This window comes from Acidovorax sp. AC410 (assembly GCF_979253235.1).
Window position 1 is genome coordinate 5393270 of sequence record NZ_CEEDCG010000001.1, and the last position, 14152, is coordinate 5407421.

Sequence of the window (14152 nt, forward strand, 5' to 3'; positions counted from 1 at the left end):
CCCATGGAATGGGCAGGCAGGCCTTGACCACCTATTCATCCGTCCAGTCAGCGGCGGTAAAAAAAGAGGAATGCAGATGGGATTTTTCAGCCGCTTGCTCAGGGTCCGCGAGCAAGTCCGATCCAACCCGGAGGCGACATGGAACGCGCAGGACAACGCCAGCGAGCTCGTGCTGGATGCCGAATATGCCGACCACCTGGCCATGGAGATGGAGATCGATGCAGGCATCGCCCTGCATGAGCGCTGGCGCGCCCGCCTCGAAGACGTGGTCCACGGCCGCAGCACCGAGGTGATGCGCCCGGAACTGGTCTGCCAGGACCACCGCTGCCAGCTGGGCCGCTGGCTGCAGGGCGCCGGGCACGAACGCCTGGGGCACCACACGGCCTTTGCCATGCTGGTGGCGCGGCACCGGTACTTTCACCAGCAGGCAGCCGCCGCGCTCACTTTCTGGCACGCCGGCGACCTGCAGCAGTCGCAGCGGGTGCTCAAGACCAGTTGCCGGCACGCGTCCAACCAGGTGGTGCTGCTGCTCAAGGAGCTCAAGAACAGCGCTGCGCGCTGAACCGCTGGCGCCGCGCGCCACGTAGGACGGGGTCACCCCGGGCGTCGCGCCGCTTGCTGACGGACCGGGGGGCCGTGCAAATCCACAATGGGGCCGTTTCAGGAGTTGCCCATGTCCGCCACCACCCGTCCCCTCGCCACCAGGATCACGCCTTTGCAGGTGCTGGTAGAGCAGCACCGCAAGATGGCCGAGCCGGGGTCTGCGCTGAAGGACTGAGCGGCCGGACCGCTTTGCCTGCCTGGTTAGGATAGCCCCTGACAGCTCGACCTTCGCGCCCTTCCGATGCCCTCCATCCCCTCTGACGATTCTTCCCCTTTGCGCGGCATGGTCCGGGTGCGCGGCGCCCGCGAGCACAACCTCAAGGACGTGGATGTGGACATTCCGCGCGATGCGCTGGTGGTGTTCACGGGGGTGTCGGGCTCGGGCAAGTCGTCGCTGGCCTTCGGCACGCTGTTCGCCGAGGCGCAGCGGCGCTACCTCGAATCGGTGGCGCCCTATGCGCGCCGCCTCATCGTGCAGGCCGGCGTGCCGCAGGTGGACAGCATCGACGGCCTGCCACCCGCCGTGGCCCTGCAGCAGCAGCGCGGCACGCCCAGCACGCGCTCGTCGGTGGGCAGCGTCACGGCGATCTCGAGCCCGCTGCGCATGCTGTACTCGCGCGCTGGCCGCTACCCTGACGGCCAGCCCATGCTGTATGCCGAGGACTTTTCGCCCAACACCCCGCAGGGCGCCTGCCCGCACTGCCAGGGCCAGGGCCGGGTGTACGAAGTCACCGAAGCCTCCATGGTGCCCGACGACTCGCTGACCATCCGCGAGCGCGCCGTGGCCGCCTGGCCCCTGGCCTGGCAGGGGCAGAACCTGCGCGACATCCTCACCACCCTGGGCCACGACGTGGACGTGCCCTGGCGCAAGCTGCCGAAAAAGCTGCGCGACTGGATCCTCTTCACCGACGAGCAGCCCACCGTGCCGGTGTACGCGGGCTTCAGCGTTGCCGAGGTCAAGGATGCCATCCGGCGCAAGCTCACCCCGAGCTACATGGGCACCTTCACCGGCGCGCGGCGCCATGTGCTGCACACCTTTGCCCACAGCCAGAGCGCGCTCATGAAAAAGCGCGCGGCCCAGTACATGGTGGGCACGCTGTGCCCGGTGTGCCAGGGCAAGCGGCTCAAGAGCGAGGCGCTGTCGGTGACCTTTGCCGGGCACGACATCGGCAGCCTGTCGCAGCTGCCGCTCACCGCGCTGGCCGCCTTGCTGCGGCCTGCCGCCGAAGGCCGGCTGGGCGAGGGCGACCCCGCGCCCGATGCGCCCTCTGGCCGCGCCCGAAGCAAGCGCCCTGCGGCCCATGCCGCCGCGCCCGACGTACACCGCACGCACTGGCTGTCCGAAGAAAAGGTGATCGCCGCGCAGCGCCTGGCCAGCGACCTGCGCAAGCGCGTGCGGGCCCTGATCGACCTGGGGCTGGGCTACCTGTCGCTCGAGCGCAGCACGCCCACGCTCTCACCGGGCGAGTTGCAGCGCCTGCGCCTGGCCTCACAGCTCTCGTCGCAGCTGTTCGGCGTGGTCTATGTGCTCGACGAGCCGTCGGCCGGCCTGCACCCGGCCGACGGCGAGGCGCTGCTGGCCGCGCTGCAGAATCTGAAGGCCGCCGGCAACTCGATCTTCGTGGTGGAGCACGATGTGGCCACCATGCGCCGCGCCGACTGGCTGGTGGACGTGGGGCCGGCGGCGGGCGAGCACGGTGGTGAGGTGCTCTACAGCGGCCCGCCGGCCGGCCTGGCCGGGGTGGAGCGCTCGCAGACGCGACGCTACCTGTTTGAAGCGGCCGGCGCTGTGCCGCCTGCGCGCACGCCGCGCCAGCCGCAGGCCTGGCTTCGGCTCGAAGGCATCACGCGCAACAACCTGCACGGGCTCGATGCTGCGTTTCCGCTGGCCTGCATGACGGCGGTGACCGGCGTCTCGGGCTCGGGCAAGTCCAGCCTGGTGAGCCAGGCCTTGCTGGAGCTGGTCTCGGCCCACCTGGGCCGCCCGGTGGTGGCGGACGATGAGGACGGGGCCGGCCCCATGCCCGACGATGGCGAGGCCCCCGCAGGCAATGCCGCGCCGCTGCTCCCCCCGGTGGACGGGCGCATCGCCGCGGGCGCGGAGCACATCCGGCGCCTGGTGCAGGTGGACCAGAAGCCCATCGGCCGCACGCCGCGCTCCAACCTGGCCACCTACACGGGCCTGTTCGACGGGGTGCGCAAGCTGTTTGCCGCCACGCCGGCCGCGCGCAAGCGTCGGTATGACGCGGGGCGCTTCTCGTTCAACGTGGCCAAGGGCCGCTGCGCCACCTGCGAGGGCGAGGGCTTCGTCAGCGTGGAGCTGCTGTTCATGCCCAGCGTGTACGCGCCATGCTCCGCCTGCCACGGCGCGCGCTACAACGCCGAGACGCTGGAAATCCGCTGGAACGGCCTGTCCATCGCCGAGGTGCTGGGCCTCACGGTGGATGCGGCCTGCGACGCCTTTGCCCAGGAGCCGCAGGTGCTGCGCCCGCTGGCGGTGCTGCGCGACATCGGCCTGGGGTACCTGCGCCTGGGCCAGCCGGCCACCGAGCTGAGCGGCGGCGAGGCCCAGCGCATCAAGCTCGCCACCGAGCTGCAGCGGCCCACGCAGCGCGGCGGCACCCTCTACGTGCTGGACGAGCCCACCACCGGCCTGCACCCGGCCGACGTGGAGCGCCTGCTGGCCCAGCTCGACGGCCTGGTGGCCGCCGGCAACACGGTGGTGGTGGTCGAGCACGAGATGCGCGTGGTGGCCGCCTGCGACTGGGTGATGGACATCGGGCCCGGCGCGGGCGAGGAGGGCGGGCGCATCGTGGCCCAGGGCACGCCGGCGCAGGTGGCGCAAAGCCGGGGCAGCCGCACGGCGCCCTACCTGGCCCGCAGCCTGGGCTGAAGGGCTGCAAGCCCGGTACCGACCGGGGAGCGCATTTTTGGTTGATACTTTGGGGGGCCTTGCCGTGCGCCCCAGGACCGGCGGGCCGGCCCCGCCTTGAAACAACAACGGGCGCCTTGCCGGGCGCCACGACATGGGATACCGCAGTGGCTCGTGAAGACAACCAGTCCAAAGCCCAGGCCTCGGTGAAGTGGCTGCGCCTGTTGGTCATCCTGAGCGTGGCCGTGCCGCTGTTCATCTACCTGGTGTTCGGGGCCGTGGGCTATGTGGATGCGCGCGAGGAGGCCGAGCTGCGCGTGAGCCGTTCGCTCCGGGTGGCGCACGAGCATGCCTCCAAGGTGATGGCTGCGTCCGAAGCGCTGCAGGACCGGGTCCTGGCCATGGTCAGCGGCAGGAGCCCGCAGGAGCTGCGCATCCATGCCGCCGACCTGCATGCGGCCCTGCTGGCCAGGGTCAAGGACCAGCCGCAGATCCAGTCCATGTGGATCTTCGACGCAGAGGGCAAGCCCATCGCCAGCAGCCGGTTTGCGCAGTTGCCGGTCTTCGAGGTGGCGGACCGCGATTACTTCCAGTTCCACCGCCTGCGGCCACCGGGGCAGCGCTATGTTTCGGGGCCGCTGCTCACCCGCACCACGAAGGAGAAGATCGTCGACATCAGCATCGGCTTCGAGGACCACAACGGCCAGTTCGGGGGTGTCATCAGCGTCAGCCTGCTGAGCGCGTACTTCCAGGACTTCTACAGCGACCTGGTGGCCGACGAGCCCGGCCTGGCCGTGAACCTGTTCCGCGAAGACGGTGCCATCTACACCCGCTGGCCCCTGGTCGGCAAGGCCCCCGACCGGCTGGCGCCGGACAGCCCGGTGATGCAGCGCTTGTTCAATGGCGAAGCCTCGGCGCAGATGCGCGGCATCTCGTCGGTGGACCGGCAGGACCGGATCATCGCCTACCGCAAGGTGGGCCCCTACCCGCTGTACGTGGGCACGGGCATGAACCTCACCTCCCTGCGCAACCAGGTGCTGCGACAGCTGGGGGCCTTGTTCGCCCTGGGCGCTCTGCCGGTGGCGGCGCTGTTCTTCGCCGCGCGCATGGCGCTGCGCAATGCCCGCACGGCGCTCTCGATCACAGAGAGCCTGGAAAAGGAGATCGCCACGCGCCGCCGCGCCGAGGAAGCCCTGTTGCAAGCCCAAAAACTCGAGGCCCTGGGCCGGCTCACGGGTGGCGTGGCGCACGACTTCAACAACGCGCTGATGGTCATCAGCAACAACCTGCACCTGCTCAAGCGCACCGCGCCCGATGTGGGTACCAAGCAGGTCGACTCCATGGCGCGGGCCGTCAAGTCGGCCACCAACCTCACGCGCCAGCTGCTGGCCTTCTCGCGCCGCCAGCCCCTGGTGGCCGAGCACGTGGTGCTGCAGGACAAGCTGCCGCCCACCAAGGACCTGATCGCACCGGTGCTGGGCAGCCAGATCCAGCTGGACGTGCAGGTGGACCCCGCCACGGCCCCCGTGGTGCTGGACCTGGCGGAGCTGGAGCTGGCGCTCTTGAACCTTTCCATCAACGCGCGCGATGCCATGCCCCAGGGCGGCAGCCTCGTGATCCGCGCGCGCAACGCCAGCGAGAGCGAGGCCGGGCAGGGCATGCCTGCCATGGTGCTCATCGAGGTGACCGACACGGGCAGCGGCATACCGCCGGAGCTGCTCGGCAAGGTGTTCGAGCCCTTCTTCACCACCAAGGCCGTGGGCGAGGGCACGGGCCTGGGCCTGAGCCAGGTGTATGGCATGTGCCAGCGCGTGGGCGGGCGTGCCGAGATCGCCAGCACCCTGGGCACGGGCACCCGCATCCGCCTGTTCTTTCCGAGCGCGCGGCCGCAGGCAGCGCCCGCAGATGCCGCCGGCCCCGCGCCGGCCCTGGCCCCGTTGGACAAGAGCCTGCTGGTGGTGGAGGACAACGACGAGGTGGCCGCATCGCTGGTGCCCATCCTCGAATCGCTGGGCTGCCGGGTGACGCGCGTGGACCGCGCCGCCAAGGCGCGCACCTTGCTGGAAGAGGGGCAGCGCCCGGACCTGGTGCTCTCGGACGTGGTGATGCCCGGCGAGATCGACGGCGTGGGCCTGGCCCGGCACATCCGCCAGACCTGGCCCACGCAAAAGCTGCTGCTGATGACCGGCTACGCCGAGCAGCTGGACCACATCCACCAGATGGGCTTCGATGTGCTGCCCAAGCCCTGCACGCCGCAGATGCTGCACGTGGCCATCGCGCGCATCGCCCGGTAGACAGCCTGTGCAGGCTCATGCGTCCGAGTCGTCCTCGCGATGGCGGTCCAGGTAGTCGAGCAATGCCCGCACCGCCGGCACCATGCCGCGCCGGCTGGTGAACACGGCCAGCACGTCGGCACGCGGCGAGGCCCAGTGCGGTAGCACCTGTTCGAGCCGCCCCGCGCGGATATCGGCCTGGCAGATGCGCCGGGGCAGCAGGGCAATGCCCATGCCGGCGCGGGCCGCCTCGCGCAGCGCGAACATGTCGTCCGTCACCAGGCGCGGCACATGCTGCAGCTCCAGCGTGCGCGCGGCGCTGGCCAGGCTCCAGCCGACGCGCTCGCCCCGGCCGGGCCAGGACAGCGTGGGCAGGCGGGCGATATCCTCGGGCTCGTGGGGGCGGGGCAGGGTGTCAAACAGGCGACTGGCGGCCACCAGCACGTCGGTCGATTCGCCCAGTTTGCGCACCACTTGGTCCGAGTCGGGCAGGGGCGGGCGGCGCACGCGGATCACCACGTCCATGCGCTCCTCGATGGGATCGACGCGGCGGTTGGTGGCCGTCACATGCAGGCGCACCAGCGGGCAGGCCTGCATGAAGCCCGGCAGGATGGGCGTGAGCCACACCTGCGCCAGCGTGATGGGGCAGCTGATGCGCACCTCGCCTTGCGGCGTGGCCGAGGCCTGGCGCGCCAGTTCGTGGGTGGACTCGGCCAGCTCCACCAGCGTGCGGCAGCGCTCGTAGACGCCCTGGCCCGCACCGGTCAGCGTGATGCGTCGCGGCGAGCGCTGCAACAGGCGCACGCCCATGCGCTCTTCCAGCACGGCCATGCGCCGGCTCAGGCGCGACTTGGGCACGCCCAGGCGCCGCCCGGCCTCGCTGAAGCCGCCGTGCTCCACGATCTTGGCAAAGAACATCAGGTCGTTCAGGTCTTCCATCGTGTGTCTCCCGTGCCCATGATCCGCGCCATTGTCGTTCCATTGAAAGAACGATGCGTTGCACCAGACCCCGTTGTTTGGAACGAGATGCGCGCAGATCATCGGTTTTCCCTCGCTCCTGCAAGAAAACCATGACCCCCTTCAACCTCCTCCACCTGGATTCGAGCCTCACCGGCGCAGCCTCCGTCTCGCGCCTGCTGGGCCGCGAAACGGTGGACGCCTGGCGCAGCGCCGACCCTGCCATGCGCGTCACCTACCGCGACCTGGCGGTGACCGTGCCGCCCCAGCTCACGCCCGAGACCGTGGCTGCGCTGCGCCTGCGCAGCGAACCCGCCAGTGCCCAGGGCCAGGCCGACCTGGCGCACATCAACACCCTGCTCGATGAGTTCCTGGCGGCCGATGCCATCGTGATCGGTGCGCCCATGTACAACTTCGGCGTACCGACCCAGCTCAAGGCCTGGATCGACGCACTGGCCCAGGCCGGCCGCACCTTCGAGTACACCCCCCAGGGCCCGCGCGGCTTGGCGGGCGGCAAGCGGGTGGTCATCGCCTCGTCACGCGGCAACGTCTACAGCACCCCGCCGCAGATGCAGGACAAGGACTTCCAGGAGCGCTACCTGGTCGCGGCGCTGCAGTTCATGGGCATCACACAGTTCGACGTGGTGCGTGCCGAGGGCGTGAACCGCGGCCCCGAGGTGCGCGACGCCGCGCTGGCTTCGGCCCGTGCCGCCATCGCCCAGCTGTTCGCGGTGCAGGAGGCGGTGGCACCATGAAGCTCGCCAGTTTCACCATCGATGCCCATGCCAGCTATGGCGTGGTCGAGGGCAGCAGCGCGCTGGCCGACCTGGGCGCCATCCCTGGCGCACCCCGGGACCTGATGGCCTTGCTCGCCCTGGGCCAGCCTGGGCTGGACTGGGCTCGCACCGCCGCCGCTGGCGCGCCTCGCCTGGACCTGGCCGCCGTGCAGTTGCTCGCGCCCATCCCCGCGCCGCGCAAATACCTGGGTCTGGGCGGCAACTACCCCTCGCACCTGGAGGAGGCGCGCAAGGTCAACCTGGTGCGCGCGCCGGGCCAGGCTTGGTTCAACAAGCAGGTGACCTGCGTCAACGGACCCTACGACCCCGTGCACCTGCCGCGCGTCTCGCACCAGTTCGACTACGAGGGCGAGTTGGGCGTGGTGATCGGACGGCGCTGCCGCCATGTGCGCCGCGAAGACGCCATGGACATGGTGGCCGGCTTCGTGGTGGCCAACGACCTGAGCGTGCGCGACTGGCAGATGCGCGCGCCCACGCACACCCTGGGCAAGTCCTTCGACACGCACGGCCCCTTCGGCCCCTGGATCGTGACGCGCGACGAGCTGCCCGACCCGCATGCCCTGCGCCTGCGCACCTGGGTCAACGGCGAGTTGCGCCAGGACGGCAACACCCGCGAGATGACCTACCGCGTGGAAGACATGATCGTGGAGCTGACCACCGCCTTCACCCTGGAGCCGGGCGACGTGCTCACCACCGGCAGCCCCGCCGGCGTGGGCGGCCTGATGGACCCACCGCGCTACCTGCAGGTGGGCGACGTGGTGCGCGTGGAGATCGAGGGCATCGGCGCCATCGAAAACCGCGTCATTGCCGAACCCTAGGGCAACGCCCCGACACCACAAAAAAAGGAGACTGTTCCCATGCAAGCCCGCACCCTGCCGGATGCCGCAGCGCATCCCATCCGCCCCGCCAAGCTCGCCCATGTGGTGCTGCGCGTCACCGACCTGCCGCGCTCGCGCGCCTGGTACCTCACGGTGCTGCAGGGCTGGCCGGCGTTCGAGAACGAGATGCTGTGCTTTCTGACCTACGACGACGAGCACCACCGCATCGGCCTGATCGGGCGGCCCGAACTCGCTGCGGCCGACGATGGTGCGGGCGGCCTGGAGCACATGGCCTTCACCTACCCCACGCTGGATGCGCTGCTGGCCACCTTCCGCCGGCTCAAGGCCGCGGGCATCCTTCCGTACTGGACCATCAACCACGGCCCCACGGTGTCGCTCTACTACAAGGACCCCGATGGCAACCGTGTGGAGTTGCAGTACGACGTGTTCACCGCCAACGCCGACCTCGACGCCTTCTTCGCCTCGGGCGCCTACGAGGAGAACTTCATGGGCATCCTGTTCGACCCGGAGGCGCTGATCGCGCGCTACGAGGCGGGCGAACCGCTGGCTGCGCTCACGGCACGCCCGCAGTTGCCGTCAGGCAAAACACCGTGGGACATGCACATCCCCTGAGATCCCCGACTGCGCAGCCGCCCATCAACAATCAATATTCGGAGACAAGACATGGATGATGCATTTGACAAGCCCGCCGCATTGGATGGCCGCAGGGCCGTTTTGACGGGGTTGGGTGCCGCCGCACTGGCCACCATGCTGCCCGCCCGGGCACAGGGCAAATGGCCCGATGGTCCCATCCGCCTGGTCACGCCCACGCCGCCGGGCGTGGGCATCGACCCCATGGCCCGGCTGTATGCCGAGCACCTGGGCAAGCGCATCGGCGCGCCGGTGGTCGTGGAGAACCGGCCCGGCGCGGGCGGCATGCTGGGAACCGATGTGGTGGCCAAGTCCCCGCCCAACGGGCAGACCCTGCTGATGGCGGTGGGCGCGACTTTCACCACCACGCCTTTCCTGTTCCCCAGGCTGCCCTACCACCCGCAAAAGGACCTGGTGCCGATTGCCCAGCTGTATGGCGGCGGTTCGTTCCTGCTGGCGCGGCCGGGCTTTACAGCCGGCACGGTCAGGGAACTCATTGCGCAGGCCAAGGCCAGGCCGCGCACGCTCAACTACGCCTCACACGGCCCGGGCAGCACCTCGCACATGTTCACCGAGCAGATGCAGAACGTCGCCGGCATCGAACTGCAGCATGTGCCCTACAAGGGCAGCTTCATCACCGACCTGCTGGCGGGCGTGGTGGACATCGGCTTCGAGCCGCCCAGTTCCGCCATCGCGCATATCCGGGCCGGCAAGGTGAAGGTGCTGGCGTACACGGGGCCCACGCGCAGCAAGATACTGCCCGACGTGCCTGTGCTGGCGGAAACCCTGCCGGGCCTGGAGTTCAGCACCTGGGTGGGCGTGTGGGGCCCATCGGGCCTGCCCGATGGGCTGGTGGCCCGCCTGCACGGCCTGTTCCGCACGGTCACGGCCGAGCCGGCGCTGGCCCAGATGCTCTACGACGCCAGCAGCGAACCCATCGCAACGCCGCAATCCCAGATCGCCGCGGTCATTGACCGCGAGGCGCAGGCGACGGTGCAACTGATCAAGACCAACAACATCCGGCTCGATTGAGCATTGTCGGCATTGGCTGACATGCTGCTGTGCAGCAATTTTCGACAATGGCGGCTCCACCCTTAGCGGAGAGCCCATGCCCGATGTCCGAGAGCCCAGCCGCCATGCCCTGCCGATGCAGCGTGCGCGCCCCGCCGCACCCGCATGGATGTGATGGATTGGTTCGACCCGACCTCCTGGACCCATACCGGCGCGGTGGCAGTGGCCGCCGTCGTGGTGGCGGGCATCGTGCACCGCATCGCCACCGTGGTGCTCCGGCGTGCCACGGCGCCTGTGCCGGTGCTGCGCACGGTGTTCGAGGCCTGCGTGCCCGTGGTGCGCGTCCTGCTGCCGCTGATCGCGCTGCAGGTGGTGTGGCAGGCGGCCAGCGATGACCTGCGCCACATCGGCACGGTGCGGCATGTCAATGGCCTGGCCGTCATCGCCGGCACCTGCTGGCTGCTGATCGCGGCCATCGGCGGGCTGGCCGACGGGGTGATCGCCAAGCACCCGGCCGATGTGGAGGACAACCTCACGGCGCGCCGCATCGCCACCCAGGCGCGCGTGCTGTCGCGCACCGCCATGACGGCGGTGGTGATGGCCGGCCTGGCAATGATGCTCATGACCTTTCCCGGCGCGCGCCAGGTGGGGGCCAGCCTGCTGGCCTCTGCCGGGGTGGTGGGCATCGTCGCCGGTATCGCCGCGCGGCCGGTGTTCAGCAACATGATCGCGGGCCTGCAGATTGCGCTGGCCCAGCCGTTTCGCATCGACGACGTGCTCATCATCGAGGGCGAATGGGGCAGGGTGGAGGAGATCACGGGCACTTACGTGGTGCTCAAGATCTGGGACGAGCGGCGGCTCATCATCCCGCTGCAGTGGTTCATCGAGCACCCGTTCCAGAACTGGACGCGCACCAGCTCCGAGATCCTGGGCACCGTCTTCCTCCACGCCGACTACGCGCTGCCGCTCGACCCCCTGCGCGAGGAGTTGAAGCGCGTGCTCGACAACGCACCCGAATGGGACAAGCGTGTGAGCGTGCTGCAGCTGACCGAGGCGACGGACCGCACCATCCAGATCCGCGTGCTGGTCTCGGCCCGATCTTCGGGCCTGGCCTTCGACCTGCGCTGCCGCGTGCGCGAGGCGCTGGTGACCTTCATCCAGCGCGAGTACCCCGACTGCCTGCCGCAGGTGCGCACGCCCCAGGTGGCCAATCCTGCCCCCGGCGCGCTGCAGCCGCCACCGCAAGGCGTGTAACGCGTGGCCGGCTCAGCTGCGCGGTGCCTCGTGGTTCACGATGAAGTCCTCAGGCACAGCGGGGCCCCAGACGTAAAGCGAATCCTCGGGCGGGTGGTCGGCTGCAGGCCATTGCGCGTGGGGCGCGATGTAGTCGATGTCGTACGAATACTCGGCAAAGCTGCCCCATGGGTCGCGCACGTAGCGGAAGTAGTTGGAGCCCAGCACATGCCGCCCCAGGCCCCAGCCGTCGGGGTAGCCCGCTGCAGCCATCTGCTGCGCGCCCATGCCCACCGCGTCCAGCGAAGGTACGCACCAGCTGCTGTGGTGCAGGCCCCCGGCGTGGGACTTGGCAAAGGCGATCAGATGGTGGTCGCTGCCGTGCGGCGTGTGCAGGAAGGCGATGATGCCGGCCGATTCGTCCGAGACCTGCAGTCCGAGCACGCCGGTGTAGAAATCCAGGGCCTCGCGCACATCGGCCGTGAACAGCAGGATGTGCGAGAGGTACAGCGGGCGCGTGGCCTGCGCCCTGCTGCGGCTCGGTGCCCGGCCGATGTTGGCCGGTGCGGGCGGCGCCTCCCGCGGGCCGGGCGCATCGGGGGACACCTTGGCCGCCACGCGCAGCTGGATGGGCAGGGCATCGGGGCCTTGCAGCCACAGGCCAGACGGGTCGGCGCCTTCGGGCGCGGCCACGGTGGGGATGCCGCGCTCGCTCAGCAGTGCGGCAAAGCGCTCCAGGTCCTGGGCATGGATACCCAGGCTGAGCCATTCGAGCCGCTTGGGCGCCTGGACATCGCCCTGCAGCACACGCGCCCAGCGGTGCGGGTGGCCATGGGTGTAGAGCGCCAGCGCGCCGCCTTCGTCGCGCACCTGCAGGCCAAAGCTGGTGTAGAAGTGGCGTGCCTGTGCAAGGTCGGGCACGCTCAGCACGAACTCGTCGACCGAGTGGATGGCGGGGCGGTTTGAGGACTCTGGATGGGTCACGGTTGGTCTCCTGTCATGGTCGGCATCCCGCTCATTCGGCGGTCACGCCGATCTCCCTGGCCAGCCCCTGGTACAGCTGGATCTCCGCCGCATAGAAGCGCTCAAGTTCGCGCAGGGAGTTGCCGCTGGCCAGCTCCATGCCGCTGGTCGTCACGTAGGTCTGGAAGTCGCTGTCCTTCATCGCCACTGTGAGCGCCTTGTTCAGGCGCTCCACCACGTCGGCGGGTGTCTTGGTGGGCACGAGCAGCGCGATCCAGGTGCCGTAGACGAAGTCCGACAGCGCCTTGTCCGAACCCGAGATCGTCGCCACGCGCGGCAGCTTCGGATGCACCGTGGCAGCCGAGCTGCCGATGGCCTTGAGCTTGCCCGACTGGATCATCGACAGCGTGGCCCCGCCCAGCGGCAGGAAGCTCAGGTCGATCTGCTCGCCCATCAAATCCTGGCTGATGGGCGGCACGCCCCGGTAGGAGATCTGGTTGAGCTTGACGCCGTTCTTGCGCGCCCATTGCTCGCCCAGCAGGTGGATCATGGTGCCCGGGCCGATGTCGCCCAGACTCAGGGGGGTGGGTGACCTCTTCGCCAGCGCGGCCAGCTCCTTGGGGCTGGTCGCCGCCAGCCCCGGCCGGGCCACCAGGATGTAGGGCAGGCGCGCCACCAGCGCGATGGCGCGGAAGTCCTCGGGCTTGTAGCGCGCGCCCTTGATGGTGATGGGCGTGAGGATGGGCTCGGTCTGCGAGGCGATCAGCACCGGCACGGTGCTGGCCTGGCTGTTGAGCACCTTCTGCACGCCGATGGAGCCGCCCGCGCCGGGAGCGTTCTCCACGATCACGGTCTGGTCGAGCTCCTTTTGCAAGAGCGGCTGCAGCTTGCGGGCCACCCCATCGGTGGGGTTGCCGGCGGGCTGCGGCACGATGATGCTGACGGTGCGCCCAGCCAGTTGGGCCTGCGCGGGCGTGGTGGCCAGCAGCGTTGCGGCGGCGATGGCCAAAGGGGCAAGCAAGCGGTTCATGGTGGTTGTCTCCTGTTGTTCTGGTGGCTGGGTGTGTGCTTATGCGGCCACGGCGCCGGCCAGCACCTCGTCGGCAATGGGGTTGCGCAAGGTGCCGATGCGCTCGATGGACACCTCGCACACGTCGCCGTCGCGCATCAGCAGGCGCGGCGTGCGTGCCCAGCCGATGCCGGCCGGCGTGCCGGCCACGATCACGTCGCCCGGGCAGAGGGTGATGGCCTCGCTGATCACATGCACCAGGGTGGCCACGTCGAACACCATGTCGTCGGTGTTGGCAGACTGCACGGTCTGGCCGTTCAGGCGTGTTTCCAGCTTCAGGCCGCGGGCGCCGGGCGGCAGCTCGTCGGCCGTGACCACGGCGGGGCCGAAGCCGCCCGTGGCGTCGAAGGTCTTGCCCACCGTCCACTGCGGGGTCTTGAACTGGTACTCGCGCACCGAGCCGTCGTTGAACACCGAGTAGCCGAACACATGGTCCAGCGCCCGGTCCAGCGGAATGTGGCGCCCGCCGGTGCCAATCACCACGGCCAGCTCGCCCTCGTAGTCCAGGCTGTCGCTGCAGGCGGGGCGCACGATGGGGGCGTCGTGGGCGCACAGGCTGGTGGTCAGCCGCAGGAACAGCGTGGGGTAGTCCGGCTGGGCGTAGGCGCTCTCCTTGGTGTGGTCGTGGTAGTTCAGGCCCACGCAGATGATCTTGTCGGGTGCCACCACGGGCGGCAGAAACTGCACCTCGGCCACGGGCAGGGCCGCGCCTGCATTGGCGATCAGCTCGTCGCGGCTGGCGCCGGCGGCCAGTTGGCGCACGAAATCGCCGACGTCGCGCGCCACCTCGGAGGGCAGCGGGCGCACGTGGTCGCCGTCGAGCAGGCCGAGACGGCGGGAACCTTGGTGGGTGAATGTGCAGAGCTTCATGGGGAGGGTCCGGGTTGCTTGGAATGGATGAAATA

The 14152-nt window shown here is 69.6% G+C and carries 12 protein-coding genes; 8 read left to right on the top strand and 4 right to left on the bottom strand.

Going from position 1 to position 14152, the window contains the following annotated elements; all coding sequences use genetic code 11:
• Positions 1–76 precede the first annotated feature (76 nt).
• The 3 genes from AC0IZS_RS25095 to AC0IZS_RS25105 all read left to right on the top strand — a co-directional run bounded on the left by AC0IZS_RS25095 (position 77) and on the right by AC0IZS_RS25105 (position 5769).
• The gene (locus AC0IZS_RS25095; protein ID WP_471638152.1) at positions 77–562 is read left to right on the top strand and encodes a CZB domain-containing protein; all 486 of its coding nucleotides are present in this window, start codon (positions 77–79) and stop codon (positions 560–562) included.
• Positions 563–844: 282 nt separating this feature from the next.
• Positions 845–3496 (top strand): excinuclease ABC subunit UvrA, encoded by a 2652-nt coding sequence (locus AC0IZS_RS25100; protein ID WP_471638153.1) that lies wholly within the window; start codon positions 845–847, stop codon positions 3494–3496.
• A gap of 146 nt (positions 3497–3642) precedes the next feature.
• On the top strand, positions 3643–5769 hold the full coding sequence (locus AC0IZS_RS25105; protein WP_471638154.1) for a hybrid sensor histidine kinase/response regulator: 2127 nt from the start codon (positions 3643–3645) through the stop codon (positions 5767–5769).
• Between the two features lie 15 nt (positions 5770–5784).
• Here the strand turns inward: AC0IZS_RS25105 and AC0IZS_RS25110 are convergent, their stop codons facing one another.
• On the bottom strand, positions 5785–6687 hold the full coding sequence (locus AC0IZS_RS25110; RefSeq protein ID WP_471638155.1) for a LysR family transcriptional regulator: 903 nt from the start codon (positions 6685–6687) through the stop codon (positions 5785–5787).
• A 131-nt stretch (positions 6688–6818) separates the two neighbouring features.
• Here AC0IZS_RS25110 and AC0IZS_RS25115 point away from each other — a divergent pair, with 131 nt between their 5' ends.
• From AC0IZS_RS25115 to AC0IZS_RS25135, 5 genes are all read left to right on the top strand, one after another.
• A complete protein-coding gene (locus AC0IZS_RS25115) occupies positions 6819–7460 on the top strand; it encodes an FMN-dependent NADH-azoreductase (protein WP_471638156.1) in 642 nt (213 codons plus the stop codon).
• Positions 7457–8320, top strand: a complete 864-nt coding sequence (locus AC0IZS_RS25120; protein ID WP_471638157.1) for a fumarylacetoacetate hydrolase family protein — start codon at positions 7457–7459, stop codon at positions 8318–8320. Before AC0IZS_RS25115 ends, AC0IZS_RS25120 begins: the two co-directional genes overlap by 4 nt.
• A gap of 39 nt (positions 8321–8359) precedes the next feature.
• Complete coding sequence (locus tag AC0IZS_RS25125; RefSeq protein WP_471638158.1) at positions 8360–8953, top strand: VOC family protein; 594 nt, start codon at positions 8360–8362, stop codon at positions 8951–8953.
• A 51-nt stretch (positions 8954–9004) separates the two neighbouring features.
• Positions 9005–10003, top strand: a complete 999-nt coding sequence (locus tag AC0IZS_RS25130; protein WP_471638159.1) for a Bug family tripartite tricarboxylate transporter substrate binding protein — start codon at positions 9005–9007, stop codon at positions 10001–10003.
• A gap of 144 nt (positions 10004–10147) precedes the next feature.
• Positions 10148–11236 carry a mechanosensitive ion channel family protein gene (locus AC0IZS_RS25135; protein ID WP_471638160.1) on the top strand — a complete coding sequence of 363 codons (1089 nt, stop codon included), beginning with the start codon at positions 10148–10150 and terminating at the stop codon, positions 11234–11236.
• 12 nt (positions 11237–11248) lie between these two features.
• Here AC0IZS_RS25135 and AC0IZS_RS25140 read toward each other — a convergent pair whose 3' ends face one another.
• The 3 genes from AC0IZS_RS25140 to AC0IZS_RS25150 are packed head-to-tail and all read right to left on the bottom strand — an operon-like array spanning position 11249 to position 14117.
• A complete protein-coding gene (locus AC0IZS_RS25140; protein WP_471638161.1) occupies positions 11249–12199 on the bottom strand; it encodes a VOC family protein in 951 nt (316 codons plus the stop codon).
• Between the two features lie 31 nt (positions 12200–12230).
• Positions 12231–13208 (bottom strand): tripartite tricarboxylate transporter substrate binding protein, encoded by a 978-nt coding sequence (locus AC0IZS_RS25145; protein ID WP_471638162.1) that lies wholly within the window; start codon positions 13206–13208, stop codon positions 12231–12233.
• Between the two features lie 39 nt (positions 13209–13247).
• A complete protein-coding gene (locus AC0IZS_RS25150; protein ID WP_471638163.1) occupies positions 13248–14117 on the bottom strand; it encodes a fumarylacetoacetate hydrolase family protein in 870 nt (289 codons plus the stop codon).
• Positions 14118–14152: the final 35 nt, after the last annotated feature.